Source organism: Nonomuraea sp. NPDC050310 (assembly GCF_040655795.1).
Taxonomy (GTDB): Bacteria; Actinomycetota; Actinomycetes; order Streptosporangiales; family Streptosporangiaceae; genus Nonomuraea.
The window spans coordinates 139,900-154,077 of the sequence record NZ_JBFAKP010000004.1 but is presented as its reverse complement, the minus strand read 5'-3'; the positions used below and the strand labels follow the sequence as shown (position 1 = coordinate 154,077).

General features: G+C 72.7%; 17 protein-coding genes. 13 read left to right on the top strand and 4 right to left on the bottom strand.

Annotation, left to right across the window (positions count from 1 at the left end):
• Positions 1 to 25: 25 nt before the first annotated feature.
• Positions 26 to 832 carry a hypothetical protein gene (locus AB0I67_RS13675; RefSeq protein ID WP_357922605.1) on the bottom strand — a complete coding sequence of 269 codons (807 nt, stop codon included), beginning with the start codon at positions 830 to 832 and terminating at the stop codon, positions 26 to 28.
• A gap of 40 nt (positions 833 to 872) precedes the next feature.
• On the opposite strand from AB0I67_RS13675, the gene AB0I67_RS13670 reads away from it, so the two are divergent.
• Together AB0I67_RS13670 and AB0I67_RS13665 are read left to right on the top strand one after the other, a co-directional pair.
• Positions 873 to 1,748, top strand: coding sequence for a formylglycine-generating enzyme family protein (locus AB0I67_RS13670; protein ID WP_357922603.1), 876 nt, complete (start codon positions 873 to 875; stop codon positions 1,746 to 1,748).
• Between the two features lie 45 nt (positions 1,749 to 1,793).
• Entirely contained in the window at positions 1,794 to 2,555 is a 762-nt protein-coding gene (locus AB0I67_RS13665) for a (2Fe-2S)-binding protein (RefSeq protein ID WP_357922600.1), read from the top strand.
• 4 nt (positions 2,556 to 2,559) lie between these two features.
• On the opposite strand, the gene AB0I67_RS13660 is transcribed toward AB0I67_RS13665, so the two are convergent.
• A complete protein-coding gene (locus AB0I67_RS13660) occupies positions 2,560 to 3,177 on the bottom strand; it encodes an FMN reductase (protein WP_357922597.1) in 618 nt (205 codons plus the stop codon).
• Positions 3,174 to 4,256, bottom strand: coding sequence for an LLM class flavin-dependent oxidoreductase (locus AB0I67_RS13655; protein ID WP_357923319.1), 1,083 nt, complete (start codon positions 4,254 to 4,256; stop codon positions 3,174 to 3,176). The genes AB0I67_RS13660 and AB0I67_RS13655 overlap by 4 nt, the downstream gene beginning before the upstream one ends.
• A gap of 221 nt (positions 4,257 to 4,477) precedes the next feature.
• Here AB0I67_RS13655 and trpD point away from each other — a divergent pair, with 221 nt between their 5' ends.
• From trpD to AB0I67_RS13625, 6 genes are all read left to right on the top strand, one after another.
• Positions 4,478 to 5,506, top strand: a complete 1,029-nt coding sequence (gene trpD, locus AB0I67_RS13650; RefSeq protein ID WP_357922594.1) for an anthranilate phosphoribosyltransferase — start codon at positions 4,478 to 4,480, stop codon at positions 5,504 to 5,506.
• A 60-nt stretch (positions 5,507 to 5,566) separates the two neighbouring features.
• Positions 5,567 to 5,782: a hypothetical protein gene (locus tag AB0I67_RS13645; protein WP_357922591.1), complete on the top strand. Its 216-nt coding sequence runs from the start codon at positions 5,567 to 5,569 to the stop codon at positions 5,780 to 5,782.
• 45 nt (positions 5,783 to 5,827) lie between these two features.
• Positions 5,828 to 6,949, top strand: a complete 1,122-nt coding sequence (locus AB0I67_RS13640; RefSeq protein WP_357922589.1) for an amidohydrolase family protein — start codon at positions 5,828 to 5,830, stop codon at positions 6,947 to 6,949.
• Positions 6,946 to 7,542: a maleylpyruvate isomerase family mycothiol-dependent enzyme gene (locus AB0I67_RS13635; protein ID WP_357922587.1), complete on the top strand. Its 597-nt coding sequence runs from the start codon at positions 6,946 to 6,948 to the stop codon at positions 7,540 to 7,542. Before AB0I67_RS13640 ends, AB0I67_RS13635 begins: the two co-directional genes overlap by 4 nt.
• A 9-nt stretch (positions 7,543 to 7,551) precedes the next feature.
• Complete coding sequence (locus AB0I67_RS13630; RefSeq protein WP_357922585.1) at positions 7,552 to 8,061, top strand: isochorismatase family protein; 510 nt, start codon at positions 7,552 to 7,554, stop codon at positions 8,059 to 8,061.
• Positions 8,062 to 8,192: 131 nt separating this feature from the next.
• Positions 8,193 to 9,218: an acyl-CoA desaturase gene (locus tag AB0I67_RS13625; protein WP_357922582.1), complete on the top strand. Its 1,026-nt coding sequence runs from the start codon at positions 8,193 to 8,195 to the stop codon at positions 9,216 to 9,218.
• On the opposite strand, the gene AB0I67_RS13620 is transcribed toward AB0I67_RS13625, so the two are convergent.
• Positions 9,195 to 9,404: a hypothetical protein gene (locus tag AB0I67_RS13620; RefSeq protein ID WP_357922579.1), complete on the bottom strand. Its 210-nt coding sequence runs from the start codon at positions 9,402 to 9,404 to the stop codon at positions 9,195 to 9,197. The genes AB0I67_RS13625 and AB0I67_RS13620 overlap by 24 nt on opposite strands.
• Positions 9,405 to 9,436: 32 nt before the next feature.
• Between AB0I67_RS13620 and AB0I67_RS13615 the strand changes: the two genes are divergently transcribed.
• The 5 genes from AB0I67_RS13615 to AB0I67_RS13595 all read left to right on the top strand — a co-directional run bounded on the left by AB0I67_RS13615 (position 9,437) and on the right by AB0I67_RS13595 (position 14,167).
• Positions 9,437 to 10,540 carry a histidine kinase gene (locus AB0I67_RS13615; RefSeq protein ID WP_357922576.1) on the top strand — a complete coding sequence of 368 codons (1,104 nt, stop codon included), beginning with the start codon at positions 9,437 to 9,439 and terminating at the stop codon, positions 10,538 to 10,540.
• Positions 10,541 to 10,545: 5 nt separating this feature from the next.
• Positions 10,546 to 11,214, top strand: coding sequence for a response regulator transcription factor (locus AB0I67_RS13610; protein WP_357922573.1), 669 nt, complete (start codon positions 10,546 to 10,548; stop codon positions 11,212 to 11,214).
• 96 nt (positions 11,215 to 11,310) lie between these two features.
• Entirely contained in the window at positions 11,311 to 12,564 is a 1,254-nt protein-coding gene (locus AB0I67_RS13605; RefSeq protein WP_357922570.1) for a cytochrome ubiquinol oxidase subunit I, read from the top strand.
• Between the two features lie 9 nt (positions 12,565 to 12,573).
• Positions 12,574 to 13,311 carry a cytochrome d ubiquinol oxidase subunit II gene (locus AB0I67_RS13600; protein WP_357922568.1) on the top strand — a complete coding sequence of 246 codons (738 nt, stop codon included), beginning with the start codon at positions 12,574 to 12,576 and terminating at the stop codon, positions 13,309 to 13,311.
• 25 nt (positions 13,312 to 13,336) lie between these two features.
• Positions 13,337 to 14,167 carry an aminoglycoside phosphotransferase family protein gene (locus AB0I67_RS13595; RefSeq protein ID WP_357922565.1) on the top strand — a complete coding sequence of 277 codons (831 nt, stop codon included), beginning with the start codon at positions 13,337 to 13,339 and terminating at the stop codon, positions 14,165 to 14,167.
• Positions 14,168 to 14,178 lie beyond the last annotated feature (11 nt).

Below are 14,178 nucleotides of genomic sequence, written 5' to 3'. Positions count from 1 at the left end.
CGCCGCCGCGAAAGTGTGACCGCCTTCAGGCGGGAATCTCGAAAGGCGGGGTCTCGGTGAAGCCGAGGTGGTCCACCCGCTGCCGGTAGCCGATCGGCAGATCGGGGCGGGCGGGGTCGCCGGCCTGCTGGGTGCCCAGGTAGGCGCCGGTGGCCGGGTCGAGGTGGAAGTCGGCCGGGCCGAGCCGGACCCGCGCGGCGGGGCGGCCGTCGAAGCTCACCCGCTCCACGCGCAAGCCGGGCCGGCCGGCGAGGTCGCGGTAGATCCGGGCCCGCAGGGCGGGCGAGATCGGCGCGGTCAGCAGGTCGGTGAGCCCGGCGTCGATCCAGCGGCGCAGCGACGCCTCGGTGGGGTCGAGGCCGCGCACCTGGACGCCGTCGAGCGTCATCGGCCCGATCTTCCAGCCGTCGTGCCGCCGCCACCGCCGCACCACCGGCTCCGGCGCGATCGAGCCGCTGCTCAGCGCCGCCGCCGGGATCGGCCGGCCGGCGCGGGCCCAGGCCGCCTCGTCCTCGGGCACGAGGCGCGGCGGCAGCAGCCGCTCGGCCATCTTGCCGAGCGTCAGGTCGTAGACGCGGTCGGTGCTGAAGGTCTCGCGCAGCCGGTAGCCGCCGAGGTCGAAGGTCTGCGTGACGGTCAGCCGCACCTGGAAGTACGGCCCAGCCGTGGCCGGGCGGTCGAGGGCGGAGGCGGCGGCCAGGAGGGTGGGGTGGCCGGAAGCGGAGGGCAGGCCGGGCAGCAGGTGCACCGCCAGAGCCAGGCAGAGCGCGACCAGGCCGGCCCGTAGCACCTCCGGCCGGTGCCAGGCGGGGGTGAGGTCCGGCAACTGCATGGTCATTTCATACCGTACCGGCCACCATAAGGTAGTCCGCATGACCGACCAGCAGGCCTGTTGCTCTCCGGCTCGTGTCGCGGAGGCGCTGCCCGCCGCGGCTGCGCCGTACCGTGGACTTGACCGGAGCGGCGGCGAGCCGCCGAGCGGGATGGTGCCGATTCCCGGCGGGACCTTCCTGATGGGCAACGAGGACGAGTACGCGCGGCCCGGCGACGGCGAGGGCCCGGTGCGGGAGGTACGGCTGGAGCCGTTCCGTATCGACCCGGTCTGCGTGAGCAATGCGAAGTTCGCCGCGTTCGTGAAGGCGACCGGCTACGTCACCGAGGCCGAGCGGATCGGCTGGTCGTTCGTCTTCCGCCAGTTCGCCTCGCGCGGGGTGATGGACGCGACGGTGCCGCAGGCGCCCTGGTGGGTGGGGGTCGAGGGGGCCACGTGGCGGTCGCCGGAGGGCCCGGGATCGAGCATCGCCGACCGGCAGAACCACCCGGTCGTGCACGTGTCGTGGCACGACGCCGGGGCCTACGCCTCCTGGGCGGGCAAGCGCCTGCCGACCGAGGCGGAGTGGGAGCGGGCCGCGCGCGGCGGCCTGGAGCGGAAGCGGTACCCGTGGGGCGACGAGCTCGCGCCGGGCGGCCGGGCGCGGTGCAACATCTGGCAGGGCCGTTTCCCGACCGCGCCGAGCCGGGGCACGATGCCGGTGAAGTCCTTCCAGCCCAACGGCTACGGCCTCTACAACATGGTGGGAAACGTCTGGGAGTGGACCGCGGACGCCTGGGACGCCACGCACAAGGTCATCCGTGGCGGCTCGTACCTGTGCCACGACTCCTACTGCAACCGCTACCGGGTGGCCGCCCGCACCGCCAACACCCCCGACTCGGCCACCGGGCACATGGGTTTCCGCTGCGCCTGGTGAGCCGGTGCTAGGGTTCCGCCGACGGCACCGGAACCTCCAGGGGGTATGAAGGCCATGCGTGGCTTCGACGAGACGCTGGCCGAGCTGGCCGGGTACGGCGAGCGGTTCCGGCTCACGGTCGAGCCGGACCCGGACGGGAGCTGGATCCCCGCCGACCGGCTGCTCGACCCCGCCTCGCCCGAGCTCGCGGCGGTGCTGGAGGCCGAGCGGATGGCCAGCGGCCAGGTCTCGGCGCACGCCACCGCGCTGACCGTGATGGCCGTCTACGCCAGCACGGTGACCACCTCGGCGCTGCTGTCGTGGGCGTTGTTCGACGAGTTCCCCGACCTCGGGCCGGGCAACGTGCTGATCCGGCTCGGCGCGGAGCACGGCTTCGACGCCGTCGCCGTGCGGGAGGCCCGTCTCGGGCGCGGGCTGGACCTGGTGGTCCGCCAGGTGCTCGGCGAGCACCTCGAACCCCTGGCCGGCTCGATGCGCGCCGCCACCAAGGCGGGGATGCGCCAGCTCAGGGGCGGGGCCGCCTTCGGCTGCGCGATGGCCTTCTGCGCGGCCAGCCGGCGGCCGGACGCCGACGTCGACCTGCTGGAGGCGGCCTACAAGCGGTTCCTGGCCGCGGCTCCGGCCGACTTCGACCGCCTGGGCCAGGTGGTACGGCTGGCCGAGGGCGACCGGTCGGGGCTGTTCTACCTGCGCAACACCTGCTGCCTCTACTACACCGCCGAGGACGGCGGGAAGTGCGCGAGCTGCTGCCTGGACAGCCCGGCCGACCGCATCGCGGTCTACCGCCGCGCCCTCACGCCCGGCTAGCCGGCTATCCGGTGACGTTGTCCGCGCGCAGGTGCCGGCGGTTGCCGTTCTGCCCGTTCAGGAGCTGCTCGAAGGCGACGAACTCCTCGGCCGGCTTGGCCGCGGGCCGCCCTTCGAGCTGGGCAGCCAGCTCTCCGGCCGCCCGGTCGATCCGGCTCGCGAGCCCGTCGCTGTTGCCCCAGTCCTCCGACGCCGCGTACACGGCGGTCGGCACGACCACGGCACGCAGGTAGGCGAACATCGGCCGCAACGCGTGCTCCAGCGCCAGCGAGTGCCGGGCCGTACCGCCGGTGGCCGCGATGAGCACCGGCTTGCCGACCAGGGCGGTGTCGTCGATGACGTCGAAGAACGACTTGAACAGCCCGCTGTAGGAGGCGGTGAAGATCGGGGTGACCGCGATCAGCGCGTCGGCCTCGGTCACCGCGTCGATCGCGGCGCGGAGCTTGGCGGCGGGGAAGCCGGTCACGAAGTTGTTGGCGATCTCCACCGCGAGGTCGCGCAGCTCCACGACCTGGACCTCCAGGCCGGGCAGCCGGCCGGCGGTGGCCTCGGCCAGCCGGTCGGCCAGCAGCCGGGTGGCCGAGGGCACGCTCAGACCGGCCGAGACGACGACGAGCTTCATCGGGACTCCTTCACGAGCTGCTTGAGGCGGGGGTGGACGGGGGCGTCCGGCACGGAGGCGGGCCGGCCGATCGCGAACTCCTTGCGCAGCACCGGCACGACCTCCTCGCCGAGGAGGTCGATCTGCTCCAGCACCGACTTCAGCGGCAGACCGGCGTGGTCGACCAGGAAGAGCTGGCGCTGGTAGTCGCCGAAGTGCTCGCGGAACTTCAGGGTCCGCTCGATGACCTGCTGCGGGCTGCCGACGGTCAGCGGGGTCTCGGCCATGAACTCCTCCAGGGAGGGGCCGTGCCCGTAGACCGGGGCGTTGTCGAAGTAGGGCCGGAACTCGCGGACGGCGTCCTGGGAGTTCTTGCGCATGAACACCTGGCCGCCCAGGCCGACGATGGCCTGTTCCTCGGTGCCGTGCCCGTAGTGGGCGAAGCGCCGCCGGTAGAGCCGGATGAGCTTCTGGAAGTGCTCCTTCGGCCAGAAGATGTTGTTGGCGAAGAAGCCGTCACCGTAGTAGGCGGCCTGTTCGGCGATCTCCGGGCTGCGGATGGAGCCGTGCCAGACGAACGGCGCGACGCCGTCGAGCGGCGCGGGCGTGGAGGTGTAGCCCTGCAGCGGGGTGCGGAAGGTGCCCTCCCAGTCCACCACCTTCTCCGTCCACAGGCGGCGGAGCAGGGCGTAGTTCTCGATCGCCAGCGGGATGCCGTCGCGGATGTCCTTGCCGAACCAGGGGTAGACCGGGCCGGTGTTGCCGCGGCCCATCATCACGTCCACCCGGCCGCCGGCCAGGTGCTGGAGCATCGCGAAGTCCTCGGCGATCTTCACCGGGTCGTTCGTGGTGATCAGCGTGGTCGCGGTGGACAGGAGCAGCTTCTCCGTCTTGGCCGCGATGTAGCCGAGCATGGTCGTGGGTGAGGAGGGGACGAAGGGCGGGTTGTGGTGCTCGCCGGTGGCGAAGACGTCGAGCCCGGCCTCCTCGGCCTTGAGCGCGATGGCGACCATGGCGTTGATCCGCTCGTGCTCGCTCGGCGTGCGTCCGTTCGTCGGGTCGGTGGTGACGTCACCGACGGTGAAGATCCCGAACTGCATCATGCCGAACCACTCCCCGTGGAACTAGTTGAAGTTTCAACGTCCAGCTCAACACCATGCGGCCTCGCCGTATTTCCCCGGCATGGGATAGGGTCGCACACGTGATCACGAACCGTCGCTGGTGGCCCGCCCCCTAGGCGGTCCCCGTGATGTCCCGGCCGCCTCGGTGAGGCGGCCTTTCTCATGCCCTTCGTCGAGGCTCGACCTCCGAAAGGCATGACATGACCTGGCCCTCGCTCTACACCCGACTGCTCTCCGGCCACTCGCTGACCGCCGCGGAGAGCTCCTGGGCGATGGCGGAGATCATGACCGGCGCCGCCGCCGACGCCCAGATCGCCGCGTTCGCCGTCGCCCTGCGCGCCAAGGGCGAGACCGCCGACGAGGTCGCCGGGCTGGCCGACCGGCTGCTGCGCGAAGCCACCCCGATCGACGTCCCCGGCGACCTGGTGGACCTGGTGGGCAGCGGCGGCGACCGGGCGAACACCGTCAACGTCTCCACCATGGCCGCCATCGTCGCCGCCGCGGCCGGCGCCCGGGTGGTCAAGCTCGGCGGCCGTTCCGCCTCCTCCGCCTGCGGCGCCGCCGACCTGCTTGAAGAGCTCGGCGTGCCGCTCGACCTGCCCGCCGAGCGGGCCGCGCGGGTGGCCGCCGAGGTCGGCATCACCTTCCTGTTCGCGCCGTTCTACCACCCGGCCTTCCGCTTCGCCTCGCGCGCCCGGCGCGAGCTGGGCATCCCGACCGTCTTCAACTTCCTCGGCCCGCTGATCAACCCGGCCCGGCCCCGGGCCCAGGCGGTCGGCGTCGCCCACGCGCGGTTCGCCCCGGTGCTGGCCGAGGCGTTCGCCCGCCGTGGCTGCTCCTCGCTGGTCTTCCGTGGCGAGGACGGGCTCGACGAGCTGACCACGACCGGGCCGTCCACGGTCTGGCTGGTCCGCGACGGGGCGGTGACGCAGACCGGCTTCGACCCCGCCGACCTCGGCCTGCCGTACACCACGCCGGACCGGCTCGTCGGCGGCGACCCGGCGCACAACGCCGCGGTCACCCGGGCGCTGCTGGACGGGCAGCCGGGTCCGGTGCGCGACATCGTGCTCCTCAACGCCGCCGCCGCGCTGGTGGCCGCCGAGGGCGCGCCCACGCCCCGGGACCTCGTCGTACGGCTGGCCGCGGCGATGGACCGCGCGGCGACGGCCGTCGACACCGGCCGGGCCGCGGCCGTCCTCGACCACTGGATCGACGCGGCCAGCACGTGACTCCGCTGGATCTGGGACGGGCGGGGATGATGTGATGGGCTCCCCCCGGAAGGAGCCACCGTGAAGGACAACCTCGACCTCGCCACCAGCGCTCAGGAGCTCGCCGACCGGGCACCCGCCGGCTCGCTCGACCGGGCCGCGGCGCACTCGGTCGCCATCACCCTCGCCACCACGCGCGACGCCGCCCATGCCCGGCAGACCCTGGACGGGCTCAACCCCGAGGAGGTACGGCACGCCGCCATCGAGCTCTTCGACCGGCTCGCCACACTTGAGTAACCCTTACTCAGGCGCACGCCCGGCCGGGCGTGCGACCGTGGTCGCATGCTCACGATACGTGCCGGCCGCCTCTTCGACGGCCACGACTTCCTGGAGGACCAGGTCGTCACCGTCGGGGACGGCCGCGTCACCGAGGTGGCGCGGGGCGGTTCCGCGCGGGTCGACCTGGGCGGGGCGACGCTGCTGCCCGGCCTCGTCGACTGCCACGTGCACCTGGCCTTCGACGCCGGGCCCGACCCGATCGCCCGGCTCACCACGGCCGGCGACGAGGAGTTGCTGGAGCTGATGCGCGAGTCCGCCGCGCGGCACCTGGCCGCGGGCGTGACCACCGTGCGGGACCTGGGCGACCGGGGCTTCCTGGCGCTGCAGCTCACCGGCGGCCCCGAGGTGCTGGCCGCGGGCCCGCCGATCACCACGGTGCGGGGGCACTGCTGGTGGCTCGGCGGCGAGGTCTCCGGCGAGGCCGAGATCCGCGAGGCCGTGCGCGAGCGGGCCCGGCGCGGCACGCACGTGGTCAAGATGATGCTCACCGGCGGCGAGATGACCGAGGGCACCCACTCCCACCTGGCCCAGTTCACCCTGGCCGAGGCTCGGGCGGCGGCCGAGGAGGCGCACGCGCTGGGCCTGCCGATCGCCGGGCACGCGCACGGCCGTCCGGGGGTGGCCATCGCGCTGGAGGCCGGGTTCGACACCGTCGAGCACTGCTCCTTCCTCACCGCCGACTCCGTGGAGACCGACTTCGACCTGCTCGGCAAGCTGGCCGGCGCGGGCACGGTGGTCTCCGTCACCGCGGGCGTGGTCCCGGTCGGCGGGCCGCCCCCGCCGCGCATCGTCGCGCTCCTGCCGAAGCTGATCGCCAACATGCAGGCGCTGTACTCCTGCGGGGTGCCCTTCGTGATCGGCACCGACGCCGGCGTCGGGCCGCCCAAGCCGCACGGGGTGCTCCCGCACGCGGTGGAGCAGCTGGCCGGCATCGGCTATGCCCCCCTCGACCTGCTGCGCGCGGTCACCTCGGTGGCCGCCCGGGTGTGCCGCGTCGGCGACCGCAAGGGCCGGATCCGGCCCGGGTACGACGCCGACCTGGTCGCCGTCGACGGCGACCCCCTGACCGATCCGTCCGCGCTGCTGCGGCCGGTGGCCGTCTACCGTGCCGGGAGGGCGACGTGACCGAGGAAGAGATCAGGAAGGAGATCCGCCGGCAGCGCCACGAGCTGGCGGACTGGGCCGAGGGCCTCTCGCCCGAGCAGTGGGAGAGCCGCTCGCTGTGCACCGAGTGGCGGGTGCGCGACGTCATCGCGCACGTCCCGCTGGCGACCGAGGTGCGGTGGTGGCAGCTGTTCGGGCCGGCGATCCGGGCCCGCGGTGACCTCAACGTGATCATCCGCGACGCCGCGCGGGAGAAGGCTCGCCTGCCGTACGAGCGGCTGGTGGCGGATATGCGGCGGGCGGCGGAGTCGCGGCGGCTGGCCCCGACGACCACGGTGTACGAGGCGCTGACCGACGTGCTGGTGCACTGGCAGGACGTCACCCGGCCGCTGGGGCAGACGCGGGAGACGCCGGCGGAGGCGGCGCGGGCCGGCTGCGAGCGGTTGTGGGCGCGCAAGCGGCTGTTCCACCCGCGCAAGGACCTGGCCGGCTACCGGCTGGTCGCCACCGACACGACCTGGACCGAAGGCGAGGGCCGGCTGATCGAGGCGCCGACCGCGACCCTGCTGCTGCTTCTGACCGGACGGCTGACACCGGAGTCGCTGATTCGATAGCGTGTTCGCATGACGACACTTCTGCTCATCGACGTCCAGCGCAACATGCTGCTCCCGCCGACGCCCGCGCCGGGCGCGACCGAGGTCGGGGCGGCCATCGAGGACCTGCTGGAACGTGCCCGCGCGGCCGGCGCCCGGGTCGTGCACGTGCGCAACAACGGCGGCGAGCTCGACCCCGACCGCCCCGGCACCGACGGGTGGGAACTGGTGCACCCGCCGCTGACCGGCGAGCCGGTGGTCGACAAGCTCGTGCCCGACGCCTTCACCGGCACGAAGCTCGGCGACCTGCTGGCGGCGGGCGACCGGCTGGTGGTGGCCGGCTTCCAGAGCGAGTGGTGCGTGCGCGAGACCGGGCTGGAGGCGCTCCGGCGCGGCCACGAGGTCCAGCTCGTCAGCGGGGCCCACGGCACCTACGACGACGGGCGGCCGGCGACCGAGATCTCGGCCGGGGTCGAGCAGGAGCTGGCCGGGGCCGGAGCGAAGATCGTGCAGCCCGGCGAGGTGATCTTCCGCGACTGACTCAGTTGCCTTTCCGCCGAATTCGCCCCAGTAAGGAACGGCGAGTCGTGCCGTACAGTGTCGGTGGGGCCCGTGGCGTCGATCACCCACGTGCTTACGTCGAGAACGCAAGCACGATTTGGGGAGGTTCGATGGCGAGAAGCGCGGTCGAGGCGCGGGGAAGTGACTTCGCCCGCCTGGCGAGGCGGATCAACGAGGAAGGGCTCCTTGACCGGCGCCCGGCGTACTACGCGGTGCGGATCGGCGCCTGGCTGCTGGCCTTCGCGGCCGGGGTGGCGCTGTTCGTCTGGGCGGGCGACACCTGGTGGCAGATCGCCGTCGCCGTCTACTTCGCGATCGTCTTCGCGCAGTTCGGCTTCGTCTCCCACGACCTCGGGCACCTTCAGGTCTTCCGGCGGCGCCGGCCCAGCTCGCTGGTCGGGCGGCTGCTCGGCAACCTGGGCGTCGGCCTGGGCTGGGACTGGTGGACCGACAAGCACACCCGCCACCACGCCAACCCCAACCACGAGGAGCACGACCCGGACGTCTCGCCCTCGGTCATCGTGTGGTCGCGCGACCAACTGGCCGAGAGCCGCGGCCTGCCGCGCTTCGTCGCCAAGTACCAGGCGATCCTGTTCTTCCCGATCCTGACCCTGGAGGCCTGGCACCTGCACATCGCCAGCTTCAAGGCGCTGCTGCGGCCCAACGCCCGCCAGCGCTGGCTGGAGGCGGCACTGCTGACCGCCCACTTCGTGTGGTACTTCGGGCTGATCTTCTCCGTGCTCTCCCCGGTCAAGGCGATCGTCTTCATCATCGTGCACCAGGGCCTGTTCGGCCTCTACCTGGGCTGCACCTTCGCGCCCAACCACAAGGGCATGCCCACGATCACCGGCGAGACCACCCTCGACTACCTGCGCAAGCAGGTGCTGACCTCGCGCAACGTGCGCGGCGGGGTGTTCGTCGACATCGCGCTCGGCGGCCTCAACTACCAGATCGAGCACCACCTGTTCCCCAACATGCCCACCCCGCACCTGCGCCGCGCGCAGCCGATCGTCCGGGCCTACTGCACCGAGCTCGGCGTCGACTACTGCGAGACGGGCCTGCTGGCGTCCTACGGCCAGGCGCTGCGGCACCTGCACGAGGTGGGCGCTCCGCTACGCGTCAAGGCGCTTGGCTAGCTCCTCCCGCCTGGCCTGCATCTCCCCGATGCGCCGCTCCTGCTCGTCGAGCTGCTGCAGGAGCAACGAGCGGTCCATGTAGTCCCCGGCGTCCGGGTCGCCCACCTGTTCGCGCAGCTCGTCGCGGGTGGCCTTGAGACTGGCGAGGTCGGAGTCGATCTCGCGCAGTTGATCCTTGATTGACATGCCTGTCCCCTACCCAGGTTAGGGTGACGCGTATGCGGATCACGACGATCGTGGTCGTGGCGGCGGTCGTGCTCGGCACGGCCCTGACCTTCGTACTCAGACCCGAACGCACCCCCGAGCTCCTCGACTTCGTGCTGCCCCTCGTGGCGTGCGGCGCGATGTTCTGGCGTGGGCGCTTCCCGGTGGCCGCGCTGGTCGTCGTCACCGCCGCGACGCTGGCGTACTACCCGTACGCCAGCATGGACGGCCCCCTGATCATCCTGCCGATCGTCGCCCTCTACACCGCCGCCGAGCAGGGCTACCTGCTGGCCGCGATCACCACCGGGGCGACCGCGCTGCTGGCGATGGGCCTGGGCGAGATGGGCGGCCCGCGGCACATCGACAACACCAGCTTCCTGGCCATCGCCGAGGGCGTGGTGGTCACCATCGCCGCCGGGGCCTACGTGCGCAACCGCCGCGCCTACCGGCACGAGGTCGAGCAACGCCTGCTCCAGGCCGAGCACGCCAAGGAGGAGGAGGCCCGGCGGCGTGAGACCGAGGAGCGGCTGCGCATCGCCCGCGAGCTGCACGACGTCATCGGGCACAACATCTCGATGATCAACGTCCAGGCCGGCTCGGCGCTGCACGGGCTGAAGAAGCGCCCCGAGGACGCCGAGACCGCGCTGCAGACGATCAAGGAGACCAGCAAGGAGACGCTCCGCCAGCTCCGCAGCACGCTCGGCATGTTGCGCCAGGTGGACGAACACCTGCCCACGCTGCCGGCGGCCAGCCTGGCCCGCCTCGACGAACTGGCCCGCGACAGCGGCCTGCGGGTGACCACGACGGTCACCGGCTCGCTGGCCGACCTGCCCGCCGAGGTGGACCTCACCGCGACCCGCATCCTGCGGGAGGCCCTGACCAACGTCTCCCGGCACTCCGGCGGCGACACCGCCTCGCTCGCCGTCACCCGCGAGCCGGCCGCCCTGGTGCTGAGCGTGGAGGACGCCGGGCCGGGGGCGAACTACGCCGACGGCTCCGGGTTCGGCCTGCAGGGCATGCGCGAGCGCGCCGCCGCGCTCGGCGGGAGCCTCCAGGCCGGGCCGAGGCCCGAGGGCGGGTACCGGGTGGTGGCGACGCTGCCGCTGAAGGAAGAATGAGGGAAATGATCCGAGTTCTGCTCGCCGACGACCAGACGCTGGTGCGTGCCGGCTTCCGCTCCATCCTCAGCGACGAGGAGGACATCGAGGTCATCGCCGAGGCCGGCGACGGCACCAAGGCCGTCGAACTGACCCGCGAGCTGCGCCCCGACGTCGTGCTCATGGACATCCGCATGCCCGAGCTCGACGGCCTGGAGGCGACCCGGCGCATCGTCACCGACCCCCGCCTGGCGGAGGTCAAGGTGATCATCCTGACCACCTTCGACCTCGACGACTACATCTACGGCGCGCTGCGCGCCGGGGCCAGCGGCTTCCTGGTCAAGGACACCGAGCCCGCCGAACTGATCCACGGCGTCCGGGTCGTGGCCCGGGGCGACGCGCTCATCGCCCCGTCGGTCACCCGGCGGCTGATCGCCGAGTTCGCCGGCCGGGTCAAGCGTCCCGAGCCCGGTCCCGAGCTCAACGGGCTGACCGAACGCGAGCGCGAGGTGCTCGTGCTGGTCGGGCACGGCCTGTCCAACGACGAGATCGCCGCCCGGCTGATCCTGTCCCCCGCCACGGCGAAGACGCACGTCAGCCGGATCATGACCAAGCTGGCCGCCCGCGACCGGGCCCAGCTCGTGGTGCTCGCCTACGAGGCGGGCATGATCACGCCCGGCTGGCTTACCCCCTGAGTGGTACGGCAGGGCGCGGCGTAACTCCCGCGGAGTAGGGCCGGTGCCCGCGCCGGCATGACGCGGCGGCGGGAGCCGTACCAGCACCATCGGGGCATGGACACGGTAGAGCTCGCCCGGCTGCAGTTCGCCCTCACCGCGGGGGCCCATTTCCTCTTCGTGGCGCTGACCCTGGGGCTGGCGACGCTGGTGGCGATCGTGCAGACGCGCGCCACCCTGTCGGGCAGCCCGGTGCACACCCGGATGGTGCGCTTCTGGGGACAGCTCTACGTCATCAACTACGCCATGGGCATCGTGACCGGCCTGGTGATGGAGTTCCAGTTCGGGCTGTCGTGGAGCGGGCTGACGCACTTCGCGGGCAACGTCTTCGGGGCCTCGCTGGCGCTGGAGACGCTGGTCGCCTTCTTCGTCGAGTCGACCTTCCTCGGGTTGTGGATCTTCGGCTGGAACCGGCTGAACCGCTGGGCGCACCTGGCGCTGATCTGGATCGTCACGCTGACCGCCTACGCCTCGGCCTTCTGGATCATGATCGCGAACGGCTTCCTGCAACAGCCGGTCGGCTACGAGCTGCGCGGCGGGGTGCTCGAACTCACCGACTTCGGGGCGCTGCTGGCCAACCCGGCGGCGATCAACGCCTTCGGGCACGTGCTGGGCGCCGGGCTGGTCGTCGGCTCGTTCTTCATGGCCGGGGTCAGCGCCTACCACCTGCGCAGGCGCACCCACGAGCAGGAGTTCTTCCGCAAGTCGCTGCGGCTCGGCGTCGGGTTCTCCCTCGCCGCGCTCACCCTGACCGCCTCCTTCGGCGGCATCTCCTTCGAGAGCCTGCAGCCCACCAAGGTGGCCGCGTGGGTGGGCAGCTCCGAACGGCTGGCCGAGGCGCAGGCCGAGGCGGTCGCACTCCACGGACCGGGCGACTACCTGCCGCCGGTCGAGGTGGTCTCGACCTCGGCGCTGGTCATGCTGGTGGTCTACGCGGTGCTCGCGCTGGTCTCGATGCTCAGCACGGTGCTCATGCTCTTCAAGGGCGCCGTCGCCCGCTGGCGCGGCTGGCACTGGCTGCTGATCGCCTGCATCCCGCTGCCGTTCGTCGCCACCATCGGCGGCTGGCTCTTCCGCGAGCTCGGCCGGCAACCGTGGGCCGTCTACGGGCTGCTCAAAACCGCCGACGCCGTCTCCGACGTCACCCGCGGGCAGATGCTGACCTCGCTCATCACCTTCTCGGCCGTGTTCGGCGTGCTCATCGTCATCAACTACTGGCTGCTGGCGCGCACCGCCCGGCGCGAGCCCGGCGCGGTCATGCTCGGCGCCGAGCGCCTGCCGGCCGCCGCCGAACCCGCCCTGACCTACTGAGGAGCCCTCATGGAAGCCTTGATCCTCGCCTTCTTCGCCATCGGCTACCTCGTGCTCGGCGGGGCGGACATCGGGGTCGGGATGCTCCTGCCGTACCTCGGGCGCACCTCCGGCGAGCGGCGGGAGGTGATCGCGGCCATCGCGCCGTTCTTCCTCGGCAACGAGGTGTGGCTGGTGGCGACCGCCGGCGTGCTGACCGGGCTCTTCCCGACCGGCGAGGGCGAGCTGCTGAGCGGCAACTACGCGGTAGTCGTCGGGCTGCTGGCCGCCTGGGTCGTCCGCGACATGGGGCTGTGGCTGCGCGGCCGGCTGAGCGGTGCGACCTGGCGGCTGGTCTGGGACGGGGCGATCGTCGCCGGGAGCTGGGGGCTGGCGATCAGCCTCGGGCTCCTGCTCGGCGACGCGCTGGTCGGGCTGGGCGGGCCGGTCGCCCTGCTGCCGGGGTTGCTGGTGGCGTTGCTGCTGGCCGTGCACGGGCTGGCCTTCGCCTCGTTGCGACTGCGGGGGGAACTGCGCGAGCGGGCCTCGGTCCTGGCCGGGCGCTCGGCCGGGTGGCGGGCCTACGCGCTGACCTCGGCGGCGCTGGCGGCCCTGGTGGTGATCGCCGGTGGTGCGGTGCGGCTGGAGGCCACCGGACCGGCCTTCCTGGCTCCGGTGATCGCCGGGATCATCCCGTTCCTGGTGGCTTCGCAGGCGTGGGTGTGGTGGACCTTCCGGCACCGGGTGACCGGGCCTTCGTACCTCTGAGCAGCCGGGACGTTAGGTTGGGCGGATGACGCCCGACCTGCTGGAGATCGCCGAGGCCCTGCTGCCGGGGGTCGGGCTCGACCGGGCCCGGCTGTTCACCGGCGGGCTGCACGACGTGGTGCTGCTGCCCGGCGTCGCCGCCGTCAGGGTGAGCCGGCGGCCCACCGAGGCCGAGGCCCTGCCCGCCCGCACCGAACTGCTCCGGGTGATCGCCGCCGCCGGGCTCCCCTTCGAGGTGCCCCAGCCGCTCACCCCGGTCACCCGCTTCGGCGAGCGCGCGGCGGTCGCGCTCTCCTGGCTCGACGGCACCGCCCTCCCGGACGGGGTCGGCGACCCGGCGCGGTTCGCCGACCTGCTCGCCGCCCTGCGCGACCTGCCCGTCACCCCCGAACTGCGGGCCGTCGTCCCCGCGCCACGCGGCTACCCGGGCGGGCAACGCTGGATGGACATCTTCGCCGGCGAGGTCATCCCGCGCCTGCCCGCCGAGTGGCGCGAGGACGGTGAACGGCGACTCGCTGCGGCCCTGGCCCTGGAGGAGGTCCCCGACGCACTCGTCCACGGCGACCTCGGCGGCCACAACGTGCACTGGGGCCCGGACGGCAAGCTGATCGGCGTACTCGACTGGGACCGCGCCAAGCTCTTCGACCCGGCGGTGGACGCCGCCTTCCTCGGCTGGATCCACGGCTGGGCCAACGTCCGCGACGCCGTCGACCCCGGCACCTACCGGCGGGCCCGCGTCTGGGACGCCACCTTCGGGATCACCCACCTGGTCGCCGCCCTCGACCGCGGCCCCATCGCGCACGCCGACAGCTTCGTCCGGCACATCGTCGCCTGGCTGGAGAACCCGGCGGAATAGCGCGGGCTCGG

Bases quoted from the DNA above. Each gene is read 5' to 3' on its own strand.
- AB0I67_RS13600 (WP_357922568.1), top strand. From the start codon at position 12,574: ATGGAAGCCTTGATCCTCGCCTTCTTCGCCATCGGCTACCTCGTGCTC.
- AB0I67_RS13665 (WP_357922600.1), top strand. From the start codon at position 1,794: ATGAAGGCCATGCGTGGCTTCGACGAGACGCTGGCCGAGCTGGCCGGG.
- AB0I67_RS13670 (WP_357922603.1), top strand. From the start codon at position 873: ATGACCGACCAGCAGGCCTGTTGCTCTCCGGCTCGTGTCGCGGAGGCG.
- AB0I67_RS13630 (WP_357922585.1), top strand. From the start codon at position 7,552: ATGACGACACTTCTGCTCATCGACGTCCAGCGCAACATGCTGCTCCCG.
- AB0I67_RS13595 (WP_357922565.1), top strand. From the start codon at position 13,337: ATGACGCCCGACCTGCTGGAGATCGCCGAGGCCCTGCTGCCGGGGGTC.
- AB0I67_RS13655 (WP_357923319.1), bottom strand. From the start codon at position 4,256: ATGCAGTTCGGGATCTTCACCGTCGGTGACGTCACCACCGACCCGACG.
- AB0I67_RS13605 (WP_357922570.1), top strand. From the start codon at position 11,311: ATGGACACGGTAGAGCTCGCCCGGCTGCAGTTCGCCCTCACCGCGGGG.
- AB0I67_RS13615 (WP_357922576.1), top strand. From the start codon at position 9,437: ATGCGGATCACGACGATCGTGGTCGTGGCGGCGGTCGTGCTCGGCACG.
- AB0I67_RS13675 (WP_357922605.1), bottom strand. From the start codon at position 832: ATGCAGTTGCCGGACCTCACCCCCGCCTGGCACCGGCCGGAGGTGCTA.
- AB0I67_RS13660 (WP_357922597.1), bottom strand. From the start codon at position 3,177: ATGAAGCTCGTCGTCGTCTCGGCCGGTCTGAGCGTGCCCTCGGCCACC.
- AB0I67_RS13625 (WP_357922582.1), top strand. From the start codon at position 8,193: ATGGCGAGAAGCGCGGTCGAGGCGCGGGGAAGTGACTTCGCCCGCCTG.
- AB0I67_RS13640 (WP_357922589.1), top strand. From the start codon at position 5,828: ATGCTCACGATACGTGCCGGCCGCCTCTTCGACGGCCACGACTTCCTG.
- trpD (WP_357922594.1), top strand. From the start codon at position 4,478: ATGACCTGGCCCTCGCTCTACACCCGACTGCTCTCCGGCCACTCGCTG.
- AB0I67_RS13620 (WP_357922579.1), bottom strand. From the start codon at position 9,404: ATGTCAATCAAGGATCAACTGCGCGAGATCGACTCCGACCTCGCCAGT.
- AB0I67_RS13610 (WP_357922573.1), top strand. From the start codon at position 10,546: ATGATCCGAGTTCTGCTCGCCGACGACCAGACGCTGGTGCGTGCCGGC.